Origin of the sequence: Niallia sp. HCP3S3_B10 (assembly GCF_052064465.1) — a bacterium.
Classification (GTDB): Bacteria; Bacillota; Bacilli; order Bacillales; family Cytobacillaceae; genus Niallia; species Niallia hominis.
On sequence record NZ_JBQHVO010000054.1, the window covers coordinates 17,346 to 37,563 of the forward strand.

Genomic DNA, 20,218 nt, shown 5'->3' on the forward strand with positions numbered 1-20,218 from the left:
CGATTGGGTTGATAATAGAGGAGTGCAAACGTTTTCCTTTTATCTATTTATATTATAATTGTTTTTTGCTCGATACTCAACTTCAAAATATGCAAACGCTTGCGTAGAAAGGGAGATTCTATGTTAAAAGAAGCTATTTATCATCGACCAGGCAATAATTTTTCTTATATTTATAATGACGACACCGTACACATCCGCTTGCAAACAAAAAAAGCGGATATAGATTCTGTTCAGCTCATTTTTGGAGACCCTTACATTTTTGTTAATCAAGCATGGCAATATGAAAAGGCAGCAATGAAAAAAAGCGGAAGCACGGAGCTTTATGATTATTGGTTTATTGAAATAAAACCTGAATACCGACGCTTACGTTACGGATTTGAACTTTTATCTAATGGGGAAACACTGATTTATACCGAAAAGGGATTTTATGAAGAAGTTCCAACGGACGATACTGCCTATTATTTTTGTATTCCTTTTGTGCATAAAGAAGATTCCTTTAACGCTCCAGACTGGGTACAAGATACAGTTTGGTATCAAATTTTTCCAGAACGCTTTGCTAACGGCGACCCGGCTCTTAATCCCGCCGATACGTTAGAGTGGGGAAGCACAGAACCAACGCCAACTAATTTCTTTGGTGGTGACTTCCAAGGTGTTATTGATCATGTAGATTATCTTGTTGATTTAGGAGTTAACGGGGTTTATTTTACACCAATCTTTAAGGCATATTCCAATCACAAATATGATACGATCGACTATATGGAAATCGACCCACAATTTGGAGATAAACAAACGTTTCAAAAGATGGTAGATGTTCTCCATGAAAATGGCATTCGGATTATGTTAGATGCTGTCTTTAATCACAGTGGTTATTTCTTCCCTCAGTGGCAAGATGTCATGGAAAAAGCAGAAGAGTCTGCTTATAAGGATTGGTTCCATATTCGTGAATTCCCAATTCAAACTGCGCCAATTCCAAACTATGATACTTTTGCTTTTACCCCATTTATGCCAAAGCTAAACACAAGCCATCCAGAAGTGAAGGAATATTTACTAGAAGTTGGCCGCTATTGGGTAAGAGAATTCGGCATTGATGGATGGAGACTTGATGTGGCAAATGAGGTAGATCATCAATTCTGGAGAGAGTTCCGTACAGAAGTAAAGCAGTTGAATCCAGATGCTTATATCCTTGGAGAAATATGGCACGACTCCATGCCTTGGCTACAAGGGGACCAATTTGATGCAGTAATGAACTATCCGTTTACAACAGGTGCAGTAAATTACTTTGCGAAGGATTCCATTACTTCCACAGCGTTTAAACATACGATTACCAATGTGCTTCATATGTATCCAAATAGCATCAACGAAGTATCCTTTAATCTATTAGACAGTCATGATACCCCGCGTATTTTGACGCTTGCCAATAATCGAAAGGATAAAGTCAAACTCCTCTATCTATTCCTATTATCCTTCCCCGGAACACCTTGTATCTACTACGGGGATGAAATAGGAATGGATGGTACACAAGATCCAGGATGCAGAAAATGTATGATTTGGGAAAAAGAAAAGCAGGATCTTGATTTATTTGCTCACATCCAAAAGTTAATTATGCTTCGTAAGAACTATCTGGCATTTGGAAACAAAGGTTCTTTTGTCTTTTTGGAGTCAGATAATAATATTGTTATGTACCAAAAAACATATAAGGAAGAGCACATTATTTTCTCTATAAATAATTCGGACCAAGAACTAACATTTACGATTCCCGTACAAGATATCGATAATAAAAATGTTCACGATCTTTATCATGATAAAGAGATTATCTGGAGTTACGGAAAAGAACTAACTCTTTCTCCAGGTGAGTTTTCCATTTTGCAGTTTAAGACTTCTAATTAATTTATAAGTTTACTAGGAGGCAGATATCGTAAAGCGAGACTTTGGAGTACTATTGGAAGTCTCGTTTTTTTATTTTTCTCCTATGGAATTGCGGTTTTTCTGCTTTTTGCTGCTATTTTTGGTTTTCATTCCCTTTATGAACCCCACTTTTCCCGATGCCCCCACCGCCTGTGGCTTTCATCCATCTTATGAACGCCACTTTTCCCCGATGCCTCCACCACTTTTGGCTTTCATCCGTCCCCTTTATGAACCACTATCACACCAAAAACAAAAAAGGAACAGAGCGCATCATACGCTCCATTCTCCTGTCCCCTATTATTCAGCTAACTTTTCCTTTAATCGTGCAAGAGTAATTTCTGCAGTACTGCCTACTTGCCAATCTGCTAATTTCATCCGTTCAGGTGTTCCAACACCAACCGCAAACATATTTGCTCCCTTTATTGCCTGAATGCCTGCCTCGGCATCCTCCACACCAACACATTCATTTACTTGTAACTGCAATTGCTCTGCTGCTTTTACAAAGATCTCAGGATTAGGCTTTCCTTTTTTTAAAGTGCCAGGATCTACAATGGTATCAAAGAAAGACGTTACTTCTAATCTATCTAAAATTACTGGTCCATTTTTGCTTGCCGATGCAAGACCAATTTTCAAACCTGCTTCTTTACATTCTGTCAAAAACGCTTCAATCCCTGGCAATAAATCATTAGGGGTAATTTCTTTTATTAGTTCTTGATAATACGTATTTTTATCATGCGCCAGCTCTTCCACTTGTGCTTCGGAAAATTGCTCACGTATTCTGCCATAATCCAATATTTTATAAAGCGAGTCCATTCGACTAACACCTTTTAACTCTTCATTAAACTCGCGATTAAACGGTACGCCAATTGCTTCAGCTGTCTTCTTCCATGCTAAATAGTGGTACTCTGCTGTATCTGTAATAACTCCATCTAAATCAAAAATTATACCTTTTAACAAACTGTATCCCTCCCTATTTAAAAAGGAGCCCTGCTTTCATTCCATTCTAATGCCTGCCTTTCCTCATATAGCATTAAAATGATAATTAATCAGTGCTCCTTTCCTTCTACTATTTATTTCTTTCCAACAAACTCTTTTTCTAATAAAACAGCTTTACCATATAACTGAATTTCTAGTGGGTTTCCAGATAGAAGCTCTAATTTTACATCAACAGAAGTGGTTGTTACTTTAATCAATCGATTACGATAATTGATTGTAAAGGAGTAACTATTCCAACCCTTAGGAACAAATGGCGCAAAGGAAAGAGTCCCTGTTGCTGTGCGCATCCCGGCAAATCCTTGTACGATAGCTAGCCAGCTTCCAGACATACTAGTAATATGCAGCCCATCTTCTGTATCATTATTATAATTATCTAAGTCTAATCTAGCCGTACGTTGATACATTTCATATGCCTTTTCCTCTAGCCCAATTTCTGCTGCTAAAATAGAATGAACACATGGTGATAGACTTGATTCATGCACCGTCATTGGTTCATAAAAGTCAAAATTGCGCTTTTTCTCTTCTAAGCTAAATTCATGATTTAAGAAATACAATCCCTGTAAAACATCAGCCTGTTTAATGAAACAGGAGCGCAATATTTTATCCCAAGACCAATTTTGATTAAGCGGTCTTTCTTCTTTTAATAAGGTATCCACTGGACGAAGATCCTTGTCTAGGAACGTGTCATGCTGGACAAAGATACCTAATTCTTCATCTACAGGGAAATACATCTTATCGATAATTTCCTGCCATTTAACTAACTCACTTTTTCCAATGTTTAAGTCTGCCTTTCTTTGCGGAGCAGCTTTTTCAAGTAATGCTAATGTGTATCTAAGTGTCCAAGTTGCAATCTTATTTGTATACCAATTGTTATTTACATTATTCTCATATTCATTTGGTCCTGTTACCCCATGCATCATGTATTGATCATTCTTTTTCGAATAGTGTACACGATCTGCCCAAAAGCGGCTGATTCCTACTAACACATCTAATCCTTCATTTAATGCATAGGTTTCATCCCCTGTATATGTTGCATAATTAAAAATGGCATGCGCAATCGCCCCATTACGGTGTATTTCTTCAAATGTAATTTCCCATTCATTATGGCACTCTACACCAGTGAAAGTTACCATTGGATATAATGCCCCTTTAAGCCCTTGCTGTTTCGCATTATGTTCTGCGCCAGGAAGCTGTTGATGTCGATAACGCAACAACTGTTCTGTTACTATAGGCTCTGCAACCGCTAAATACATCGGCACAATATATGCTTCTGTATCCCAATAAGTGGCCCCTCCATACTTTTCTCCTGTAAAGCCTTTTGGTCCTACATTCAGGCGAGCGTCCTCCCCATAGTAAGTAGAGAATAATTGAAAAATATTAAAACGTATTCCTTGCTGTGCTTCTTCGTCTCCCTCAATTTGAACATCTGCCTTTTCCCAACGTGCTGCCCATGCGGCAATATGCTCTTCTTTTAAAGCAGTATATCCTTTTTCTTGCGCTTTTCTTGCTAACATGTCAGAAACTGTTGCTAGTTTTTCTTCTTCCCAATCACGAGAAGTTGAAATTGCCACATACTTTTGAAGATAGATGGACTCCCCTTGATTAATCTTATTGTTATATGCATTAGCAACATACATTGTTTTTTCATTATAAGAAGTCACTTCTAAGTGACTAATCGTATTAACCATCGAAGCTGAGACTGCGAACCTTGGCGTACCAAAAGGATTATCAACCGTTCTCATTATTAGGTTACCTGAATTGGCTTCAACCTTTCTTCCGATTTCTCCCCAAAATTTCTCATCATAGTTGGAGTCTTCATTTGTTACATCTCCATCTAGATAGGGAACCAATTCAATCTTAGGTGCTCCTTTTAGTGCAGTTACCTTTATATCTATTGCACAAACCTCTTTTGCAACAATGCTTAAAAAACGCTCAAACTCAAATTGGATTTGATTTTCTCCTTTTTGAAGGATAAAGCTTCGTTTTAAAATCCCTTCCTTCATATCTAGCTCTAGGTGAAAATCAATCAGATTTTCTTTATACAAATCTACTTTTGCACCGTCCACATAAATGTCAACACCAATGAAATTTAGCGCATTAATCACTTTACCAAAATATTGAGGATAGCCATTTTTCCACCAGCCGACTCTTGTTTTATCAGGGAACCATACACCTGCAATGTACGTACCTTGATGAAAATCTCCTGAATAGCCTTCTTCAAAGTTTCCGCGCATCCCCATATATCCGTTTCCAATGGAGGTTAGACTTTCCTGCAATCGCTTTTCTTTTTTTTCCAACTTATTTGATATTAGCTTCCAACTGTTTATTTCGAAAAGGCGCTTATTCGACATAATCTTCTCTCCCTATGCTTTATCTGAATCTACCTTTAATCCTTTTTCCTTAAAACCTGTTCTAAAAAATGCAAATGCAATCATTAATACCGTTCCAAGTCCTTGAATCATGATTAATGTCGCTACATCAAATTGAATGAATCCATAAATTACTGCTAAAATGGTTGGTAAACCTGCTGCATTAAGGACAATGTTCGCTGCCTCTTTAAAGGTTCTTATATTCGTAATATTGGATTTCTTTGTTAGCCATAAAACAAGTGACATAAATAGAAATTGCAGCACATTCATCGCTATATATAAACCAGCTAGTAATAGTAACAGGATTGGCAGAAGAAAGGCTTTGTTCTGCACATACCATAAAGTTCCGATATATTGCAGGACATCTTCCTTGCTTTCTATTTTAAAAGGATATTTCTCCTCATTTGTTGGATAATACAATTGAAATCCGAATCCATTATCTTCCGCAATTACTGCATAGTCTTCTTTAAAAACAACGGCATTGGCATATCCTTTTATACCAAATGTCTGATCTTCCCCAGTCATCTCATATTTATTGTCTTTGTCAATTGCAATAACATTTCCATCTGTTTCTTCTGCATATTGATTCTCTACTCCCATTAGTTTTCCATCTTTCACTTGCTTAGAGGACAATGCTTCTACAAAGTCATCTGTTACTAATTCGGCTGTCCGTGGAAATAGAAATTCAAATGGGAAGGTAGTTAATTTAGCCATTTGAATAGACGTTGGCATCATCATGCATGCAATTAAGAAAATAAAAAGGAAGATCATTTTTGGCCATGTTAATAGATTCTTACCCTTAAATACATTTGTCGGTGTAATAATAGACTTAAAATATTGCATCAAAAATGGTTCCGATTTCTTCATTGTACTCCCACTCTCTTACTTTAAAATTCTGCGATATTTCTTATTTTCGAGGCGTCCGCATCACACACTCCGTTTTAGCGGACACCCCTCTAAACTAATATTTTCTTATTTTTATCCTTTTGAACCACCGCTTGTTAAACCAGATACGAAGTTCTTTTGCAGGAAGAAGAACAAGACTACAATTGGTAATGCTGCTAGTACTGCCCCCGCTGCGAATAATGCTACCTTTTGTTCACGTGGGTTGGAAATTAATGTTTGTAATCCAACTGCCAATGTTAATAATTCGTTGGAGCGTAATAAGAACTTAGATAATAAGAAATCATTAAATGGTGTCATAAATGCCCATAAAGCTTGAACTGCAAGCATTGGACGCACTAATGGTAAATTAATTTGTACAAAGATTCTCAAATGACCAGCTCCATCAATACGTGCACTTTCATCAAATTCACGTGGAATTGTATCAAAGTATCCCTTCATTAACCATACGTTCATTGGTATTCCACCGCCGATATAGATTAATGATAATAGCCAATAAGAATCGATTGCTCCAAGTACTGTTGCTAGTACGTAGTAAGCAGTTAATGCTGCCATTGTTGGAACCATTTGAATAACTAAGAAGAAAATTAAGCTATATTTTCTTCCTACAAAGCGATAACGACTGAATACATATCCAGAAAGAGTTACCAATGTTACTTGCACAATCATAACTGCGACTGCGATGATAATCGTATTTTTATACCAGCTTAAATAATTGGTTTCGCTGAAAAGCCGTTGGAAATTATCTAGTCCCCAGTTTGCATCTAATTTCAACGTAAACGCCGCCATATTGGTTGCTTGAAAAGCACTTGATGCTGTGACCAATAATGGGTAAATGATTATTATTGATAGGATTCCGAGAAAACCATACGTCAATATTCTATTTATTAGTCGCGATGCTTTCATACTCATCCTACATCATCTCCTCATTGCCAAAAGCATTAGTTTTCTTAAACGTTATGAGTGATACCGCAATAACGATTGCAGAAATAATCAGTGTTACCGCTGCTGCAACTGCATATTGTGGTGCTTGACCTGTTGTTAATTTATAAATCCATGAAATGAGAATATCTGTTGATCCTGCATTCCAGCCGATGCTTCCCGGCCCACCTTCATTGAATAAATAGATGATAGAGAAGTTGTTAAAGTTAAATGTATATTGCGTAATCATAACTGGCGCTGTAGCGAATAAAATCATCGGTAATGTAATGTTGCGGAATTGTTGCAAAGCACTTGCCCCATCAAGGTTTGCCGCTTCATATAGATCATCTGAGATAGATTGCAGTACTCCAGTTACCATGACAAAAATATACGGGAAGCCAAGCCATCCTTGAATCATAATTAGCGCGGTTTTTGTCCAAGTCGCATCTGTCTTCCAAGAGATTGCCGGTATATCAATGAGCGGAAGGTGATTAATCAACGGAATTACTTGGGCGTTGATGGCACCAATACTGTCATTGAACATATTAGAGAATCCCATGATAGAAATAAATGCTGGTACTGCCCATGGTAATAAGAATAGAATTCGGAAAAATGATTTTCCTTTTACATGCTTCTGATGTAATACAACCGCTGCAACGACTCCAAGAACAATTTGTAAAGTGGTTGCACCAAAAGTCCAAATCAATGTCCATACAAGAATTTTCATAAATGTTGCACGATAAGAACTTAAGAAGAAAATATTTGTAAAGTTCTCAAATCCAATCCAATCAATTAGCTTAAATGGTGGAATGTGCTGAAAATCATAGTTTGTAAAAGCAATGAATAATGTTACTAATACCGGAAAAATAATGATGAAAGCCATTAATATATAAGATGGGAATGTAAAGATATATGGGAATCCTTGCTCCCAAAGGTTTTTCAAAATATCCATTGTTTTTGTATTAATTTTTTCTCCTCTATCTCTTAAAGCTCCAATTTTGCGAGCATCAATGATATTCAAGATATAGAAGAATAAAAAGATAACAGATAAGATTAATTGCAGTGTTCCTTTAATCATTAGGAATAACGAGTGATCATCACGAGGTACACTTCCTAATGTTATTAAACCCTCTAAAGCCTGAAATCCAGTAAGTGCCATCTCTATTACAAAAACTAAAAAGAGAGCAAAGAAGATTATTCCTTTAAATGCTTGTTTATTATAAAACTGTCCTAATCCAGGAATAATGGATAACAGGGATGCTTTCTGCTTATGGTATGTTTCATTTTGACTCATTATGGGCTATCCCCTTTCTATAAATTGCATATTGTTGCATAAATGGTAATTTATTGATTTACCAAAAGAAATCATCACTCAACCAACTTTTTTTGATAAACCAATTCGTTTCGAAAGCATTTTCAATGCAAACGATTGCGTAATGAAAGAAGAAATTTCTAATTATCACTGCTGATAATTAGAAATTTCGACTGAAGGGAGTTAAATACTCCCTTCCTTTTTATTACTTATTTATACTTTTGTTCAATTGATTCTTTAATATTCTTCACTGTATCTTCTGCGGATTGTTCAGGTGTTTTTGCACCAGAAACAGCATCAAACATTAGATATTGTCCGCCATCCCATACTTCAGCCATTTGTTGAATATTAGGCATTGGAGAAGCGTTTTCAAAGTTTGCAATAACAGCTTGTGCTAATTCATTATCAGCAGGAACTGCTTCACGTGCGATAGTGTTTGCAGGAATTTCGTTTGTTGCTTCAAAGAATTTTGTTGAATTATCAGCATTACCAACATACTCTAACCATTTAGCAGCTAATTCTGGATTTTGAGCATATGAAGAAGCTACCCAAGCTTTTCCTCCACCAAATGCAGCGAATTTTTCACCATTTGGTAATGTAGGAATTGTACCAACACCATAGTTTACACCAGCATCTTGATAAGTAGATGCCATCCAAGGACCATCAATAATTACAGCTGTTTTCCCTGTAGTAAACATTTCTGTAATAAAGTCACCAGAACCAGTTACATCTTGCATACCTTTTGGCCATTGATCATACCAAGTTTTTGCATACTTAATCGCATCAATTGTACCTTCATTATTTAAACCGATATCAGTTGGATCTGTTCCTTCGCTTCCAAATGCATATCCACCATATCCTGCAACTAATCCATAGCTAAAATAGAAGTCTGTCCATTTTGCTAAGAATGCAGTGTTTTTGCCTGACTCAGATGCGAATGCATATTTGCTATCTTTTGTTAATGCTTCTACCTCTGAGAAATCTTTTGGCATTTCGCTAATTAAATCTTTATTATAAAAACCTACTAAAGTTTCGATAACAAATGGTGTACCATATTGTTTTCCTTCAAACGTTACTAGCTTTGATTCTGTATCTGTAATTCCTTCTGGCTGTGTTGTCACTTCAGCTAAATGACCTTGGCTACCCATTGAACCAACACGGTCATAAGGAGCGATAAATACATCTGGACCAGTTCCGGCAGGACCATCTAATGCTAAAGCATCTGCTTGATCTGTCATTGCCATTACTACTACTTTTACTTCTGCATTATTTTCAGATTCGAAATCACCTTTAATGCTTTCAATATATTCTTTATACCCATCGCCATCAACTGACACGGTTAATGTTTCTTTTCCGTCAGTAGATCCTCCTTTTGAACTTTCTTTCGTATCATTGTCGCCGCAAGCAGTTAAAGAGAATGCAGTAAGTAATGCTACTCCTGACATTAATAGTTTTTTATAACTTTTCATGAAATTTTCCCTCCTTGTTTATCTCACATTCTCATTGTAAATTTGAAACCGTTTTAATGCAATCGCTTTCTCTGTGTTACCGATAACAGAATGTAACATCCACACACATCAATGCATAGATTACCTAATGTTGGGTAAATATACGTTAATTTGCGTGTTTTCTATAGTTTAACCGTTATTTGGGATTAGTGGTGATTTGATGGGGTTCCTTCCTCAGTTACTTCTTTGACTTTGTTTTTTTGCTTTCGGGCTCAGAGGGGGCTCTCTGTTACCTTTCCGCCTTTCTTTTCCTGTTTTCGGGCTCAGAGACGGGCTCTCTGTTACCTTTTCGTCTTTCTTTTCCTGTTTTCGGGCTCAGAGACGGGCTCTCTGTTACCTTTTCGTCTTTCTTTTCCTACTAACAGGCGCAGAGAGCATCCACTTTCACTTGAAAACAAAAAACCAAAACTATTCCTCTTTAAGGGAATAATTTTGGCTCTTATTAATAAAGGTTTATCCTTTTACTCTTTTTAACGAAACTTTCCCCATATTAAGTTTAGAGAAAATGATTGTTAGAATAATTGGTATTACAATTGCAACAACCATCGCGATTGCGAAGGTAACCATATATTTCGGTTGAATTGATAGAAATCCTGGTATTCCACCTACTCCAATAGAGTTTGCCATTACACCTGATCCAACAGAGATAATGGCGGCAAATAAAGACCCAATCATTGCGGCTAGAAATGGGAAGCCGTATTTTAAGTTTATACCAAACATGGCAGGCTCTGTTACTCCTAAGTAACAAGAGATTGTTGCTGGAATGGATACTTGTTTTTCTTCTTCGTCTTTTCTATTTAAATAAATCATCGCAAGTACCGCTGATCCTTGTGCAATATTGGATAATGCAATCATTGGCCATAGATTTGTTCCACCAAATTCACTCATTAATTGTAAATCAATTGCATTCGTCATATGATGTAATCCTGTAATGACAAGTGGTGCATAAGCAAAACCAAATACTGCTGCAAATAACCAGCCTAAAGTAGAGGTTAATCCAGAGTATACAACATCTGAAATGACTGAACCTATCTTCCATCCGATTGGACCTAGTACGGTATGGGCAATTAAAACAGTAGGCACTAATGCAAAGAATGGTACAACAATCATCGAAATGGCATTTGGCACTATTTTACGCAAACGTAACTCTAGGAAAGAAAGTAATAAACCCGCTAAAATAGCTGGAATCACTTGCGCTTGATAACCAATCATGTCAACTTGAGCAAAACCAAAATCCCAAAATGGAATTTCTTCTGCAGAAGCTACCGAATAAGCATTTAATAATTGCGGGGATACTAATGTAATCCCTAATACAATCCCAAGAATTGGAGTAGCTCCCATTTTTCTTGCCACTGCCCACGTAATCCCTACAGGCAGGAAGTGAAATATTGCTTCCCCTATTAACCATAAGAAACTATTTGTTCCCGCCCAAAATTGTGAAACCTCTACTAAAGTTTTTGTTCCGTCTTCTACTAATTTGATTTCTCCAATTACGTTTCGGAAACCAAGAATTAATCCCCCAACTACGATAGCTGGGATTAGAGGGGTAAAAATATCCGCTAAATGGGCTATCATTCTTTGCAGAAAGTTCATGTTTTGTTTTGCCGCTACTTTTGCCTCATCCTTTGATGTATCACTCACTCCTGCAATAGCAATAAATTCATTGTAAAAAGATGAGACTTCATTTCCGATAATGACCTGAAACTGCCCTGCTTGCGTAAATGTTCCCTTTACAAGCTTTATTTTTTCAATGCTGTCTATATCAGCCTTAGATGAATCGTTTAAAACAAAGCGCATTCTTGTTGCACAATGTGTCACAACAGAAATGTTTTCGCTTCCACCAACGTGTTCAAGAAGTTCTTTTGCCTGTTCTGTGTATTTCCCCATCATTCTTTCCTCCTTTTTTCCTTTTCTCCCATGTATTTATCAATCATTTATAATTCCTATTGCATACCTAAAACCTGTATATACAAGTTTTTGATTACGTTTTCATTATAGTTGTATATACAGGAGGTGTCAATATAATAAAAAATAAATATTTTGAAACAGAAAAAGATAGGAAACTAGTGCGCAAAAAAAAAACAGACCTCTACAATTTATTCCCTACAAAAAGATAAAATGCTATTGTAATAAATAAATGTATAGATCTGCTTATTTATAACTCACAGTAATAGTGCCAGAGAAATTCCCACAATTAACATCACACTAATATAAAGATAATCATATAAAGTGATAAACGTTTTTTGAAAATACGTTCGATCCCTTTCCCCTGTAAATCCTCTTACCTCCATCGCCATTGCCATTTGCTCTGAACGACGTATAGCTTGTGTCAACAAAGGAACCGCATAACGGAAGAAGGCTTTCCATGTTCCGCTATGTTTATACCCTCGAACCCGATGTGCTTCTTTCAATTGTGCTAAATCAGATTGAAACATGGGAATACAGCGAAATCCTGCCAGCATTCCATATGCCCATTTCGGAGACAATTTCCATTGATGGATAAGACTCATCATTAATTCATATAAATTAGTCGTTGTAGTAAAAAGCAGGCCAATTGTAACGAAGGCAAGCATGCGCATAGAAATAAGGAAGCCACTTCTTATACTTTCTTCTGTTACTTGAAACCATGCCCACTTCCAAACAACTGTTTCTCCTTTTCCAAATGCTGCCAACATCCAAAATGTAAGTACAAAAAAGACGGAATAAGGAAGAAGCACTTTAACAAGAAATTTCCCCTTCCATCCTCCTAGCATTAAACCAAGTAACATCACATATATCCAGATTGCTAATGTAGAAAATGCGCTTTGAATCGTCATTAAGATAACCATTAACAAAATATGTGTCATTAATTTTATCGCTGGATTAAGATGTGATAGGTAAGACTCGTTGCTTTTGATTGTCTCCAGCCTCCTTTAAATCTGCGATTAATTGATAATGAAGAGGAGGTACAACAGCTAGCTCTTTACAAAGCTCTTGATTGGAAAAAAGAAGATATGGATGGTCAGAAAAAGCAATATTCTTCTGATGTAGGACTACAACCTTATCTGCATATTGATCGACAATATCCATATCATGTGTAACCATTATAATAGAAGTTCCTTCCTTCTTTCTTTTTTCAAGAACCTGTAATAAATCATGAGAAGATTTCGCATCTTGCCCAAAGGTAGGTTCATCTAATAAAAGAATATCTTGATCTAATAACAGCATGGTCGCTACACTCAATCTTCTTTTCTGTCCAAAGCTAAGGCTAAAAGGATGCTGATTTTGAAATGGCTCTAAACCAAATTCCTTCAAAAGCTCTATAGTTCGCTGATTAATATCCGCTTCCTTCCATTGATACTGCATACCAGAAAACGAAATTTCATCAAAGACCGTTTGATTAATAAATTGAAGCTCCGGATTTTGGAATACAAAGCCTAAGTGCTGATATAAGTCTCTTTCTCTCCACTTTTTCAAGGCCTTTCCATGAAAGTGAATATCTCCCTTTTTGCTCTTTTTCAAATGAGCAAGGATCTTTAAGAAAGTACTTTTACCTGCCCCATTGTTCCCAATTACCGCAATCCATTCTCCTTTATTCACGGTTAAATCTATGTTTTCTAGAATGGTTTCTTTATTATAAGCAGCTTCTAAATGCTTCACTTCAAGAAGCGGATCGTCAAGCCCTCCAGACTTTTCTATGCCATTTTGGCTTTCATACTTATTGATTAGTTCTAATCTCCTTGGATGACTTTCATTTTGAATGAATTCCTCCCACTTACAAGGGTAGACTTGGGGAATCCAAATTCCAGCTTCTCGCATCTCCTCTTTGTACTGTCTAAGGACCATTTCAGGTTTCCCATCAGCAATTATCTGCCCATTTTTATTCAAGAGAATAACACGATCCATCCATTCTATACATCCATCTAAAACATGTTCGACCATCACCATCGTTTGACCAGTTCTAGCTGCTGTATTTTTTATCACTTCAAAAACTTCTTTTCTGCCAGAAGGATCAAGCTGCGCAGTGGGTTCATCCAAAAAGAGTACTTCTGGCTCTAATGCTAATAGACAAGCTAGCGCTAACCGTTGCTTCATTCCTCCTGAAAGGTTTGCAATAGGGGTATGTGGCTCTATCATTAATCCTACTGTTTCAAGCACCTCAAAGATTATCCCATCCATTTGTTCCCTAGGCACTTTTCTATTTTCCAAACTAAAGGCAATTTCTTCATCTACATGCTGCATACAAAACTGTGTATCAGGATTTTGGAAAAGGACACCTGCCCTTTTCCTTCTAATTACTTCTCCTGACACATAGGCTTCTATATGTTCCGGAATAATGCCAGCTAAAACAGATATAATAGTAGATTTCCCACTGCCACTCGGACCGAGAATTAATACCTTTTCTCCTTGATTAATATGCAGTGTAACTTTTTTGAGGACAGGCTCCTTGTCCTCAAAAAAGCGCACAGATAGATGATTACATCCTAACAATGAACTCATCATTATTCTCCTTCTTCCGATTCGATCTACAAATAGCATATCCATTCAGGACACCTGTTTTACCAAGCCCCTCCACAATTGCTTTGGCTAATAATCCTCCTAAAAGAAGACCACTAATTACCTGTATAATAAAGGTTAGAATGAGTGTCGTCGTCGTATAATAGGAAAAACCATTCGCAATAATGCTATATAACATGCTTCCACAAGCTGCGAGTGCCCCTGACAGCATTAAGACTGAAACATGGTATTTTTTATAGCGGAAGACTGCAAAAGCTATTTCCGCTCCAATTCCTTGAAATACGCCTATTAATAATGCGGATAAACCAAAATGGCTGCCAATTAAAAGCTCTACTGATGCTGCAACTACTTCTGCTATTAAGGCCGCACCTGGTTTCTGTATAATATAGGCAACGATTGGACTCGCAATAACCCATATTCCGAACATAAAGTTAGCTCCAACTGGCCCGACAAGTGCGGAAATTGGGAGCCATAAAGTGGACCATCCCATATAAAGAACCCCACATGCTACGGCAATTACAACTAATAAGACTACCTCTTTAATTTTCCAGTTCATACAATCACCTCAAAGGTTTTCACTGGCCACTCTTCTAGATGATAAGCCATATCCCAAAACTTATATTCTAGTTGACAGCTTAATAGAAAATACTCCATTAGCTTGCCTTTCTGTTCTTCATTAAGCGTTTCAGCAAGTTCATCTAATCGCTGACAAAGAGGTGTTGTGACAGTCATAGGACCATCACCATAGAAATGGATCCAGTCATAAAAAGGATGGGTACTATCTGGATTTACCTTTTCTAAAAGCCTTTTCCCGATTTCTACATAAGTCCATGGACAAGGCAAAAGAGCTGCTATAATATCCGCTATGCCGCCTTGATGGGCAACCGTTAGCATATGTCGGATATAATGGTGAGCAGAAGGAGCTACCGGAAACCCTTGTAGGTCCTCGTATTTAACACCTGCTACTTCACAAAAATTATTATGCGGATGTGTTTCACTATGTAGCACAAAGGAAATTTGGTTATTAAATAGCTCTATATCCTTTCTGTTCGTGCTTTTTGAAATCGCCAATCCGTAAATCTTCATAAAGGCATTTAAATATTCAAAGTCTTGTTTCACATAATGAATGAGCTGTTCTTTCTTTAAATCCCCCTTGCCAATCCCTTGAACAAATGGATGTTCAAAAATTGCCTGAAAGATTGGTTCAGCTTGCTTGCGTAATTCTTGTGAAAAACTCACTTGATTTCCTCCTTCTTTTGGTCCTAGAAGACCTACATTAAGATTTTTAATGAAAAGGAAAACATGGAGCAACTTTGCAATGCTAAAAAGCCACTCCAAAAAATGGAGTGGCTTTATCATGAATAAAATAACAGTATTATTCTAGGCCGACTCCACTTTCCTACGCTAGTATGAACTAGATCAGGTTCAAAGGGTCCAAGTATTCTTGTCTCAGCCAAAAAGGCTCCCCCAGTGGATTTTCCTATTCAATTACTTAATACATTACCTAAAACCTCTAATTTTTGTCAATCATTTTCCCTTCATTCTTTTTTAATTATTCTGCTTACCTCATTTGTTAAAAGGGTATATTTTTAAAGTAACTTCTAATATGTGGCTGGGAATTCCTATTATTGAAGAACTTTCACAAAATAGACATATTCATGTGATGTTTTTCACATAATTTAAGTATATAATCACTATATAAACAGTAATAACATTTTACAAAAGAAAGATTTATAAGATACTATGGAGAAAAGTAGCTACAAAGTAATTGTTTAACGAATCTTGTTCTCCATTTGTAATGAAATAGCTTTAAATACTATTAATCTATTAAATTTGAAAAAGGGAGTTGCAAAAGATGAAACAACAAAATATAAATCGTGTCGTTTTAATTGGTACAGGTGCTGTAGGATGTAGCTATGCTTATTCATTAATTAACCAAGGTGTTACAGAAGAACTTGTTTTAATTGATGTAAACAAAAAAAGAGCAGAAGGGGAAGCAATGGATTTAAATCATGGGATCCCATTTGCCCCGGCTCCAACGAAAGTATGGGCAGGCGACTATTCTGACTGTGGAGATGCTGATTTAATTGTTATCACTGCAGGTCTACCTCAAAAGCCAGGAGAAACTCGTTTAGATTTAGTTGCCAAAAACACAAGCATCTTCAAAAGCATTGTGAAAGAAATTACTGCTAGCGGATTTGATGGCATTTATTTAATTGCCACAAACCCAGTTGATATTCTTACTTATGTCGTTTGGAAAGAGTCTGGTCTTCCTAAAGAGCGAGTAATCGGTTCTGGGACTACATTAGATTCTGCCCGTTTCCGTTATATGCTAGGGGAGTATTTCGATGTAGATACACGCAACATTCATGCTGCTATTATCGGTGAGCATGGAGATACAGAGCTACCAGTATGGAGTAGTACAACCATTGGATTAGAAAGCATTGATACAAAGCTAGCTAAAAATGATCAATACTCTCAAAAAGACCTAGATGAACTTTTCATTAATGTCCGCGATGCTGCTTATCATATTATTGAGCGTAAAGGTGCGACTTATTATGGAATCGGAATGTCCCTTGTCCGTATTACCAAAGCGATTCTTGGAAATGAAAATTCTATTTTACCAGTATCTGCATACCTAGATGGAGAGTATGGCCATAAAGATATCTATATTGGTGTTCCTGCTATTATTAATCGTCAAGGAATCCGTGAGGTTCTTGAACTAAAACTAAATGAAAAAGAAGCAGAACAATTTAACCACTCTGTGGAAGTACTTAAACAAACAATGAACTCTGCTTTAAATTAAGTTAGAAGCCTATTGCCATTAACTGCAATAGGCTTTATTTCATTTCTTCTATTAAATGAAGTGGCTCATAACCATACTCTATTAAATTGATCGATCCATTTTGCTGAAATATCATTCCCTCTTCTTCTAATATCCTTCTTTGAAGCTGACCATGTTCACCTGTTAATCCAATGCATCCTTTACTATTAAGCACTCTGTGCCAGGGAAGTTGATATTTCTCCGATAAGGTATGAAGAACTCTAACTACTTGTCTTGCGGCCCTTGGACTGCCAGCAATCTTCGCAATTTGCCCATATGTCATTACTTTTCCCTTTGGAATAGCACAAATAATGTTGACCACCCTTTTCGTGAAAGGCTTCATTCTTTATATCTCCTGTCTTATATAATATCTTTTAAACATTTTATCAGAATTATGTAGCGTATTTAAAGAAGATTGCCCTTTTATTGGTGCAGTGATTGGGTTAGGGAAATTTGTATGTGTTTGTTTTTCTTTTTTTGTGACTTCCCCCCATCAACTCTTTCTTATTCCAATGCCAAACATTATTTTTTATAAAGATTTTAATAAAACTCATTTTTTTCTTTTTATAGGGAATAAATCTAATAATAAGACTTAGAAAGGAGTTCTATGGATGAAAAATATTCTATTCTTTTTACTCTTCACTTTTTCGCTTATCATAAGTGGCTGCTCCAATGAGTCAACAGAGAGTCAAGCAAGTCAAGCTAATTCACCTGCACAGGAAGAAAATGCGGATGGACAAGCTAGTGCAGAAGGAAATCAAACGACTGTGGAACCCAATCCTTCCTCAACCAATGAACAATTGACAGAAATCCGGTCTATGCTAAAAATGGAAGAATCTAAATTGCCAACAAAATTCCCCATAACAGATACTGAATATATAGGTGCCAAAATTAATAAAAATGAAACAGATGAATATTCTATTTCCTTTTATCAAACACAAGAACCAGTCACGATCAATGATGAATCGTTAGCTACTAATGAGAACATGATTGCAACGTTTAAGGCAGAAACATTCGATGATTCTAGCAAACAAAAGGAACTTTTCCCAGAGGTTTCCTTAGAGTCTATACCAGATGATATGAAAGTAGACTTAGGCTATCAAATTACGGGAATGAAAGAAGGAGCAGCTGGAAGTTCGTATTTGGTTTGGAAAGAAGGACGTTGGGTCCTGCAAATTAAATCGATCTCTGCTGATGAATTAGATACCGCTGATATCGCCAGAAAAATGGTGGATTATTTGGAAGAGAATGCGCTCCCTGTTCCTAATGAGAACGGAAGAATCGAAGTAAACTATCCAGAGAATGCAGAGGAAGTAGAAATTACTGTGAGATGGGAAGAAGGAAATATTGTTTATACTCTTGAAACAGCAGAAGTACCGATAAATGCATTAATGATGACTGTCTCAACAGAATGATTTGTAACTGGGGCTAGCGCAAACTTGAATAATTCCACTATAACTAACTTGATTTCAGCAGGATTTTCGTTTTATCGGATTACTTCAATCTTCTTTTCAGTTAAATTTTTCGGTTTATCAGCCAAACTTTTCGATTTTTCAGCCAAACTCGCATGCTTTTCAGCCTATCCCCTATCTATATAACAAAAAAAGAGTTATTGGAAAAGTAAATCTCCTTCTCCAATAACTCTTTTTTTGAAACCACTTAAAAATAAAGTTTATGCACGTACTTTCATCACTGAACAGTCGTCGCAATGAATCATGTTTTTAATTAATTCTTTATTCTTTTCTTCAAATAGTTCATTATGGGACGACACCATAGCACTGTTGCTTGCTTCAGGCTGGATATATAATTTAGCTTTATTGACTGCATTCGCTGCATCTTGGAAAGCTCCTGCAATTAAATGAACTTTACCTTCATGCTTAAGAATATCCCCAGCCGCAAATATACCTGGCACAGATGTCTCACTATTAACATTACCTGCTATGTAAAAATCTTCAAGCATGTCAATTTTTAATTTACTATTTTTTAATAAGGAAGAATCCATTTCATATCCATGATTAATAACTACTTCATCCACTTTTACAGTGGTTACATCTTCTGACTTTGTATTCGTTAATTCAACTGAATCAATACGATTATGGTTTTCGTTAGCAATCAGTTTAGTAATAGAAGTATGGAATAAACATTCAACATTGCTTTCTAACAATTCTCTTGCTTTTGCCTCGTGACCAGCAAGTGTATCTTTTCTACATGTTAAATACACTTTTTTTGCAATTGGCTCTAGTTCAAGTGCCCAGTCCACTGCTGAGTTTCCGCCACCAGAAAGAACGACCACTTTATCTCTAAAGTGCATTAAAGATTTCACCGTATAGTTTAGATTGGAGACTTCAAACCTTTCGGCACCTTCTATTTTTAGTTTTTGTGGAGTGACTATTCCGCTTCCTACTGCTACAATAACCGTTTTGGAGTAATGAATTTGTCCTGAATCCGTTTCTAATAAGAAAATTCCTTCCTTATCTTTTGAAATGGAGTGAATCTTCGTATTCGTTACTACCTCAGGCTTAAAGGTCAGTCCTTGCTGTACTAGCTGCTCTCTTAACCTCTCACCTGGCATTGGAGTGATGCCACCAACATCCCAGATCATTTTTTCAGGATATAAGTGCAGCTTTCCGCCTAACTGTGGCAAGAATTCTATAATTTTTGTTTTCATTTCTCTTAATCCACTATAAAAAGCAGAATACAGTCCTGCTGGTCCGCCACCAATTATTGTCACATCGAATAGTTCTCTATGATCCATTAACCTGCTCACTCCTATTTTGAAAGTTTTGTACTATATATATGTTTAAATCGTTCTGTCTATTAGTTATATTGATTATCATTCTCATTTAAATACTACCTTTTTTTTTGAATTTTTTCAATCCTATATATAAAACTGATTGAGTCAAGTTTTTGTGGGAGTTTTTTTTAGCTCCCTTTTTATAAAGTAAAACTTCTAATTTTGTATCCGTTTTCTAAATGTTTTCTT

General features: G+C 36.5%; 16 protein-coding genes and 1 riboswitch. Of the genes, 3 read left to right on the forward strand and 13 right to left on the reverse strand.

Features of this window, described 5'->3' with window-relative positions; translation table 11 throughout:
* Positions 1 to 120: 120 nt before the first annotated feature.
* Entirely contained in the window at positions 121 to 1,887 is a 1,767-nt protein-coding gene (locus tag ACTNDN_RS19100; protein ID WP_349205195.1) for a glycoside hydrolase family 13 protein, read from the forward strand.
* A gap of 315 nt (positions 1,888 to 2,202) precedes the next feature.
* Here the strand turns inward: ACTNDN_RS19100 and pgmB are convergent, their stop codons facing one another.
* From pgmB to tenA, 11 genes are all read right to left on the reverse strand, one after another.
* Positions 2,203 to 2,862 (reverse strand): beta-phosphoglucomutase, encoded by a 660-nt coding sequence (pgmB, locus tag ACTNDN_RS19105; protein WP_349205194.1) that lies wholly within the window; start codon positions 2,860 to 2,862, stop codon positions 2,203 to 2,205.
* Positions 2,863 to 2,975: 113 nt separating this feature from the next.
* Positions 2,976 to 5,252: a glycoside hydrolase family 65 protein gene (locus ACTNDN_RS19110; RefSeq protein WP_441131816.1), complete on the reverse strand. Its 2,277-nt coding sequence runs from the start codon at positions 5,250 to 5,252 to the stop codon at positions 2,976 to 2,978.
* Positions 5,253 to 5,264: 12 nt separating this feature from the next.
* Positions 5,265 to 6,137: a DUF1189 family protein gene (locus ACTNDN_RS19115; protein WP_109768771.1), complete on the reverse strand. Its 873-nt coding sequence runs from the start codon at positions 6,135 to 6,137 to the stop codon at positions 5,265 to 5,267.
* A 111-nt stretch (positions 6,138 to 6,248) separates the two neighbouring features.
* Positions 6,249 to 7,085 carry a sugar ABC transporter permease gene (locus ACTNDN_RS19120; RefSeq protein ID WP_284561743.1) on the reverse strand — a complete coding sequence of 279 codons (837 nt, stop codon included), beginning with the start codon at positions 7,083 to 7,085 and terminating at the stop codon, positions 6,249 to 6,251.
* Between the two features lies 1 nt (position 7,086).
* Complete coding sequence (locus tag ACTNDN_RS19125; RefSeq protein ID WP_441131819.1) at positions 7,087 to 8,388, reverse strand: ABC transporter permease subunit; 1,302 nt, start codon at positions 8,386 to 8,388, stop codon at positions 7,087 to 7,089.
* Between the two features lie 227 nt (positions 8,389 to 8,615).
* Positions 8,616 to 9,875: an extracellular solute-binding protein gene (locus ACTNDN_RS19130; RefSeq protein ID WP_441131821.1), complete on the reverse strand. Its 1,260-nt coding sequence runs from the start codon at positions 9,873 to 9,875 to the stop codon at positions 8,616 to 8,618.
* A gap of 492 nt (positions 9,876 to 10,367) precedes the next feature.
* A complete protein-coding gene (gene treP / locus ACTNDN_RS19135; protein WP_048718075.1) occupies positions 10,368 to 11,801 on the reverse strand; it encodes a PTS system trehalose-specific EIIBC component in 1,434 nt (477 codons plus the stop codon).
* Positions 11,802 to 12,076: 275 nt separating this feature from the next.
* The gene (locus tag ACTNDN_RS19140; RefSeq protein WP_268817948.1) at positions 12,077 to 12,760 is read right to left on the reverse strand and encodes an energy-coupling factor transporter transmembrane component T family protein; all 684 of its coding nucleotides are present in this window, start codon (positions 12,758 to 12,760) and stop codon (positions 12,077 to 12,079) included.
* Positions 12,761 to 12,776: 16 nt separating this feature from the next.
* On the reverse strand, positions 12,777 to 14,393 hold the full coding sequence (locus tag ACTNDN_RS19145; protein WP_035416772.1) for an ABC transporter ATP-binding protein: 1,617 nt from the start codon (positions 14,391 to 14,393) through the stop codon (positions 12,777 to 12,779).
* Positions 14,371 to 14,967, reverse strand: a complete 597-nt coding sequence (locus tag ACTNDN_RS19150) for an ECF transporter S component (protein ID WP_031540180.1) — start codon at positions 14,965 to 14,967, stop codon at positions 14,371 to 14,373. The genes ACTNDN_RS19145 and ACTNDN_RS19150 overlap by 23 nt, the downstream gene beginning before the upstream one ends.
* Positions 14,964 to 15,650, reverse strand: coding sequence for a thiaminase II (gene tenA / locus ACTNDN_RS19155; RefSeq protein WP_031540179.1), 687 nt, complete (start codon positions 15,648 to 15,650; stop codon positions 14,964 to 14,966). Before tenA ends, ACTNDN_RS19150 begins: the two co-directional genes overlap by 4 nt.
* A gap of 140 nt (positions 15,651 to 15,790) precedes the next feature.
* Positions 15,791 to 15,890, reverse strand: a riboswitch (TPP riboswitch).
* Positions 15,891 to 16,266: 376 nt separating this feature from the next.
* On the opposite strand from tenA, the gene ACTNDN_RS19160 reads away from it, so the two are divergent.
* Positions 16,267 to 17,217, forward strand: coding sequence for an L-lactate dehydrogenase (locus tag ACTNDN_RS19160; protein ID WP_031540178.1), 951 nt, complete (start codon positions 16,267 to 16,269; stop codon positions 17,215 to 17,217).
* 34 nt (positions 17,218 to 17,251) lie between these two features.
* Here the strand turns inward: ACTNDN_RS19160 and ACTNDN_RS19165 are convergent, their stop codons facing one another.
* Positions 17,252 to 17,578 carry an MGMT family protein gene (locus ACTNDN_RS19165; protein WP_349205189.1) on the reverse strand — a complete coding sequence of 109 codons (327 nt, stop codon included), beginning with the start codon at positions 17,576 to 17,578 and terminating at the stop codon, positions 17,252 to 17,254.
* A 268-nt stretch (positions 17,579 to 17,846) separates the two neighbouring features.
* Between ACTNDN_RS19165 and ACTNDN_RS19170 the strand changes: the two genes are divergently transcribed.
* Complete coding sequence (locus tag ACTNDN_RS19170) at positions 17,847 to 18,650, forward strand: hypothetical protein (RefSeq protein ID WP_349205188.1); 804 nt, start codon at positions 17,847 to 17,849, stop codon at positions 18,648 to 18,650.
* A gap of 257 nt (positions 18,651 to 18,907) precedes the next feature.
* Here ACTNDN_RS19170 and ACTNDN_RS19175 read toward each other — a convergent pair whose 3' ends face one another.
* Positions 18,908 to 19,990 carry an NAD(P)/FAD-dependent oxidoreductase gene (locus ACTNDN_RS19175; RefSeq protein WP_031540195.1) on the reverse strand — a complete coding sequence of 361 codons (1,083 nt, stop codon included), beginning with the start codon at positions 19,988 to 19,990 and terminating at the stop codon, positions 18,908 to 18,910.
* Between the last annotated feature and the right edge of the window lie 228 nt (positions 19,991 to 20,218).

Coding starts and splice junctions, on each gene's coding strand:
- ACTNDN_RS19100 (WP_349205195.1), top strand. CDS start 121: ATGTTAAAAGAAGCTATTTATCATCGACCAGGCAATAATTTTTCTTAT.
- ACTNDN_RS19110 (WP_441131816.1), bottom strand. CDS start 5,252: ATGTCGAATAAGCGCCTTTTCGAAATAAACAGTTGGAAGCTAATATCA.
- ACTNDN_RS19115 (WP_109768771.1), bottom strand. CDS start 6,137: ATGAAGAAATCGGAACCATTTTTGATGCAATATTTTAAGTCTATTATT.
- ACTNDN_RS19120 (WP_284561743.1), bottom strand. CDS start 7,085: ATGAGTATGAAAGCATCGCGACTAATAAATAGAATATTGACGTATGGT.
- ACTNDN_RS19125 (WP_441131819.1), bottom strand. CDS start 8,388: ATGAGTCAAAATGAAACATACCATAAGCAGAAAGCATCCCTGTTATCC.
- ACTNDN_RS19130 (WP_441131821.1), bottom strand. CDS start 9,875: ATGAAAAGTTATAAAAAACTATTAATGTCAGGAGTAGCATTACTTACT.
- treP (WP_048718075.1), bottom strand. CDS start 11,801: ATGGGGAAATACACAGAACAGGCAAAAGAACTTCTTGAACACGTTGGT.
- ACTNDN_RS19140 (WP_268817948.1), bottom strand. CDS start 12,760: ATGACACATATTTTGTTAATGGTTATCTTAATGACGATTCAAAGCGCA.
- ACTNDN_RS19145 (WP_035416772.1), bottom strand. CDS start 14,393: ATGAGTTCATTGTTAGGATGTAATCATCTATCTGTGCGCTTTTTTGAG.
- ACTNDN_RS19150 (WP_031540180.1), bottom strand. CDS start 14,967: ATGAACTGGAAAATTAAAGAGGTAGTCTTATTAGTTGTAATTGCCGTA.
- ACTNDN_RS19160 (WP_031540178.1), top strand. CDS start 16,267: ATGAAACAACAAAATATAAATCGTGTCGTTTTAATTGGTACAGGTGCT.
- ACTNDN_RS19165 (WP_349205189.1), bottom strand. CDS start 17,578: ATGAAGCCTTTCACGAAAAGGGTGGTCAACATTATTTGTGCTATTCCA.
- ACTNDN_RS19170 (WP_349205188.1), top strand. CDS start 17,847: ATGAAAAATATTCTATTCTTTTTACTCTTCACTTTTTCGCTTATCATA.
- ACTNDN_RS19175 (WP_031540195.1), bottom strand. CDS start 19,990: ATGGATCATAGAGAACTATTCGATGTGACAATAATTGGTGGCGGACCA.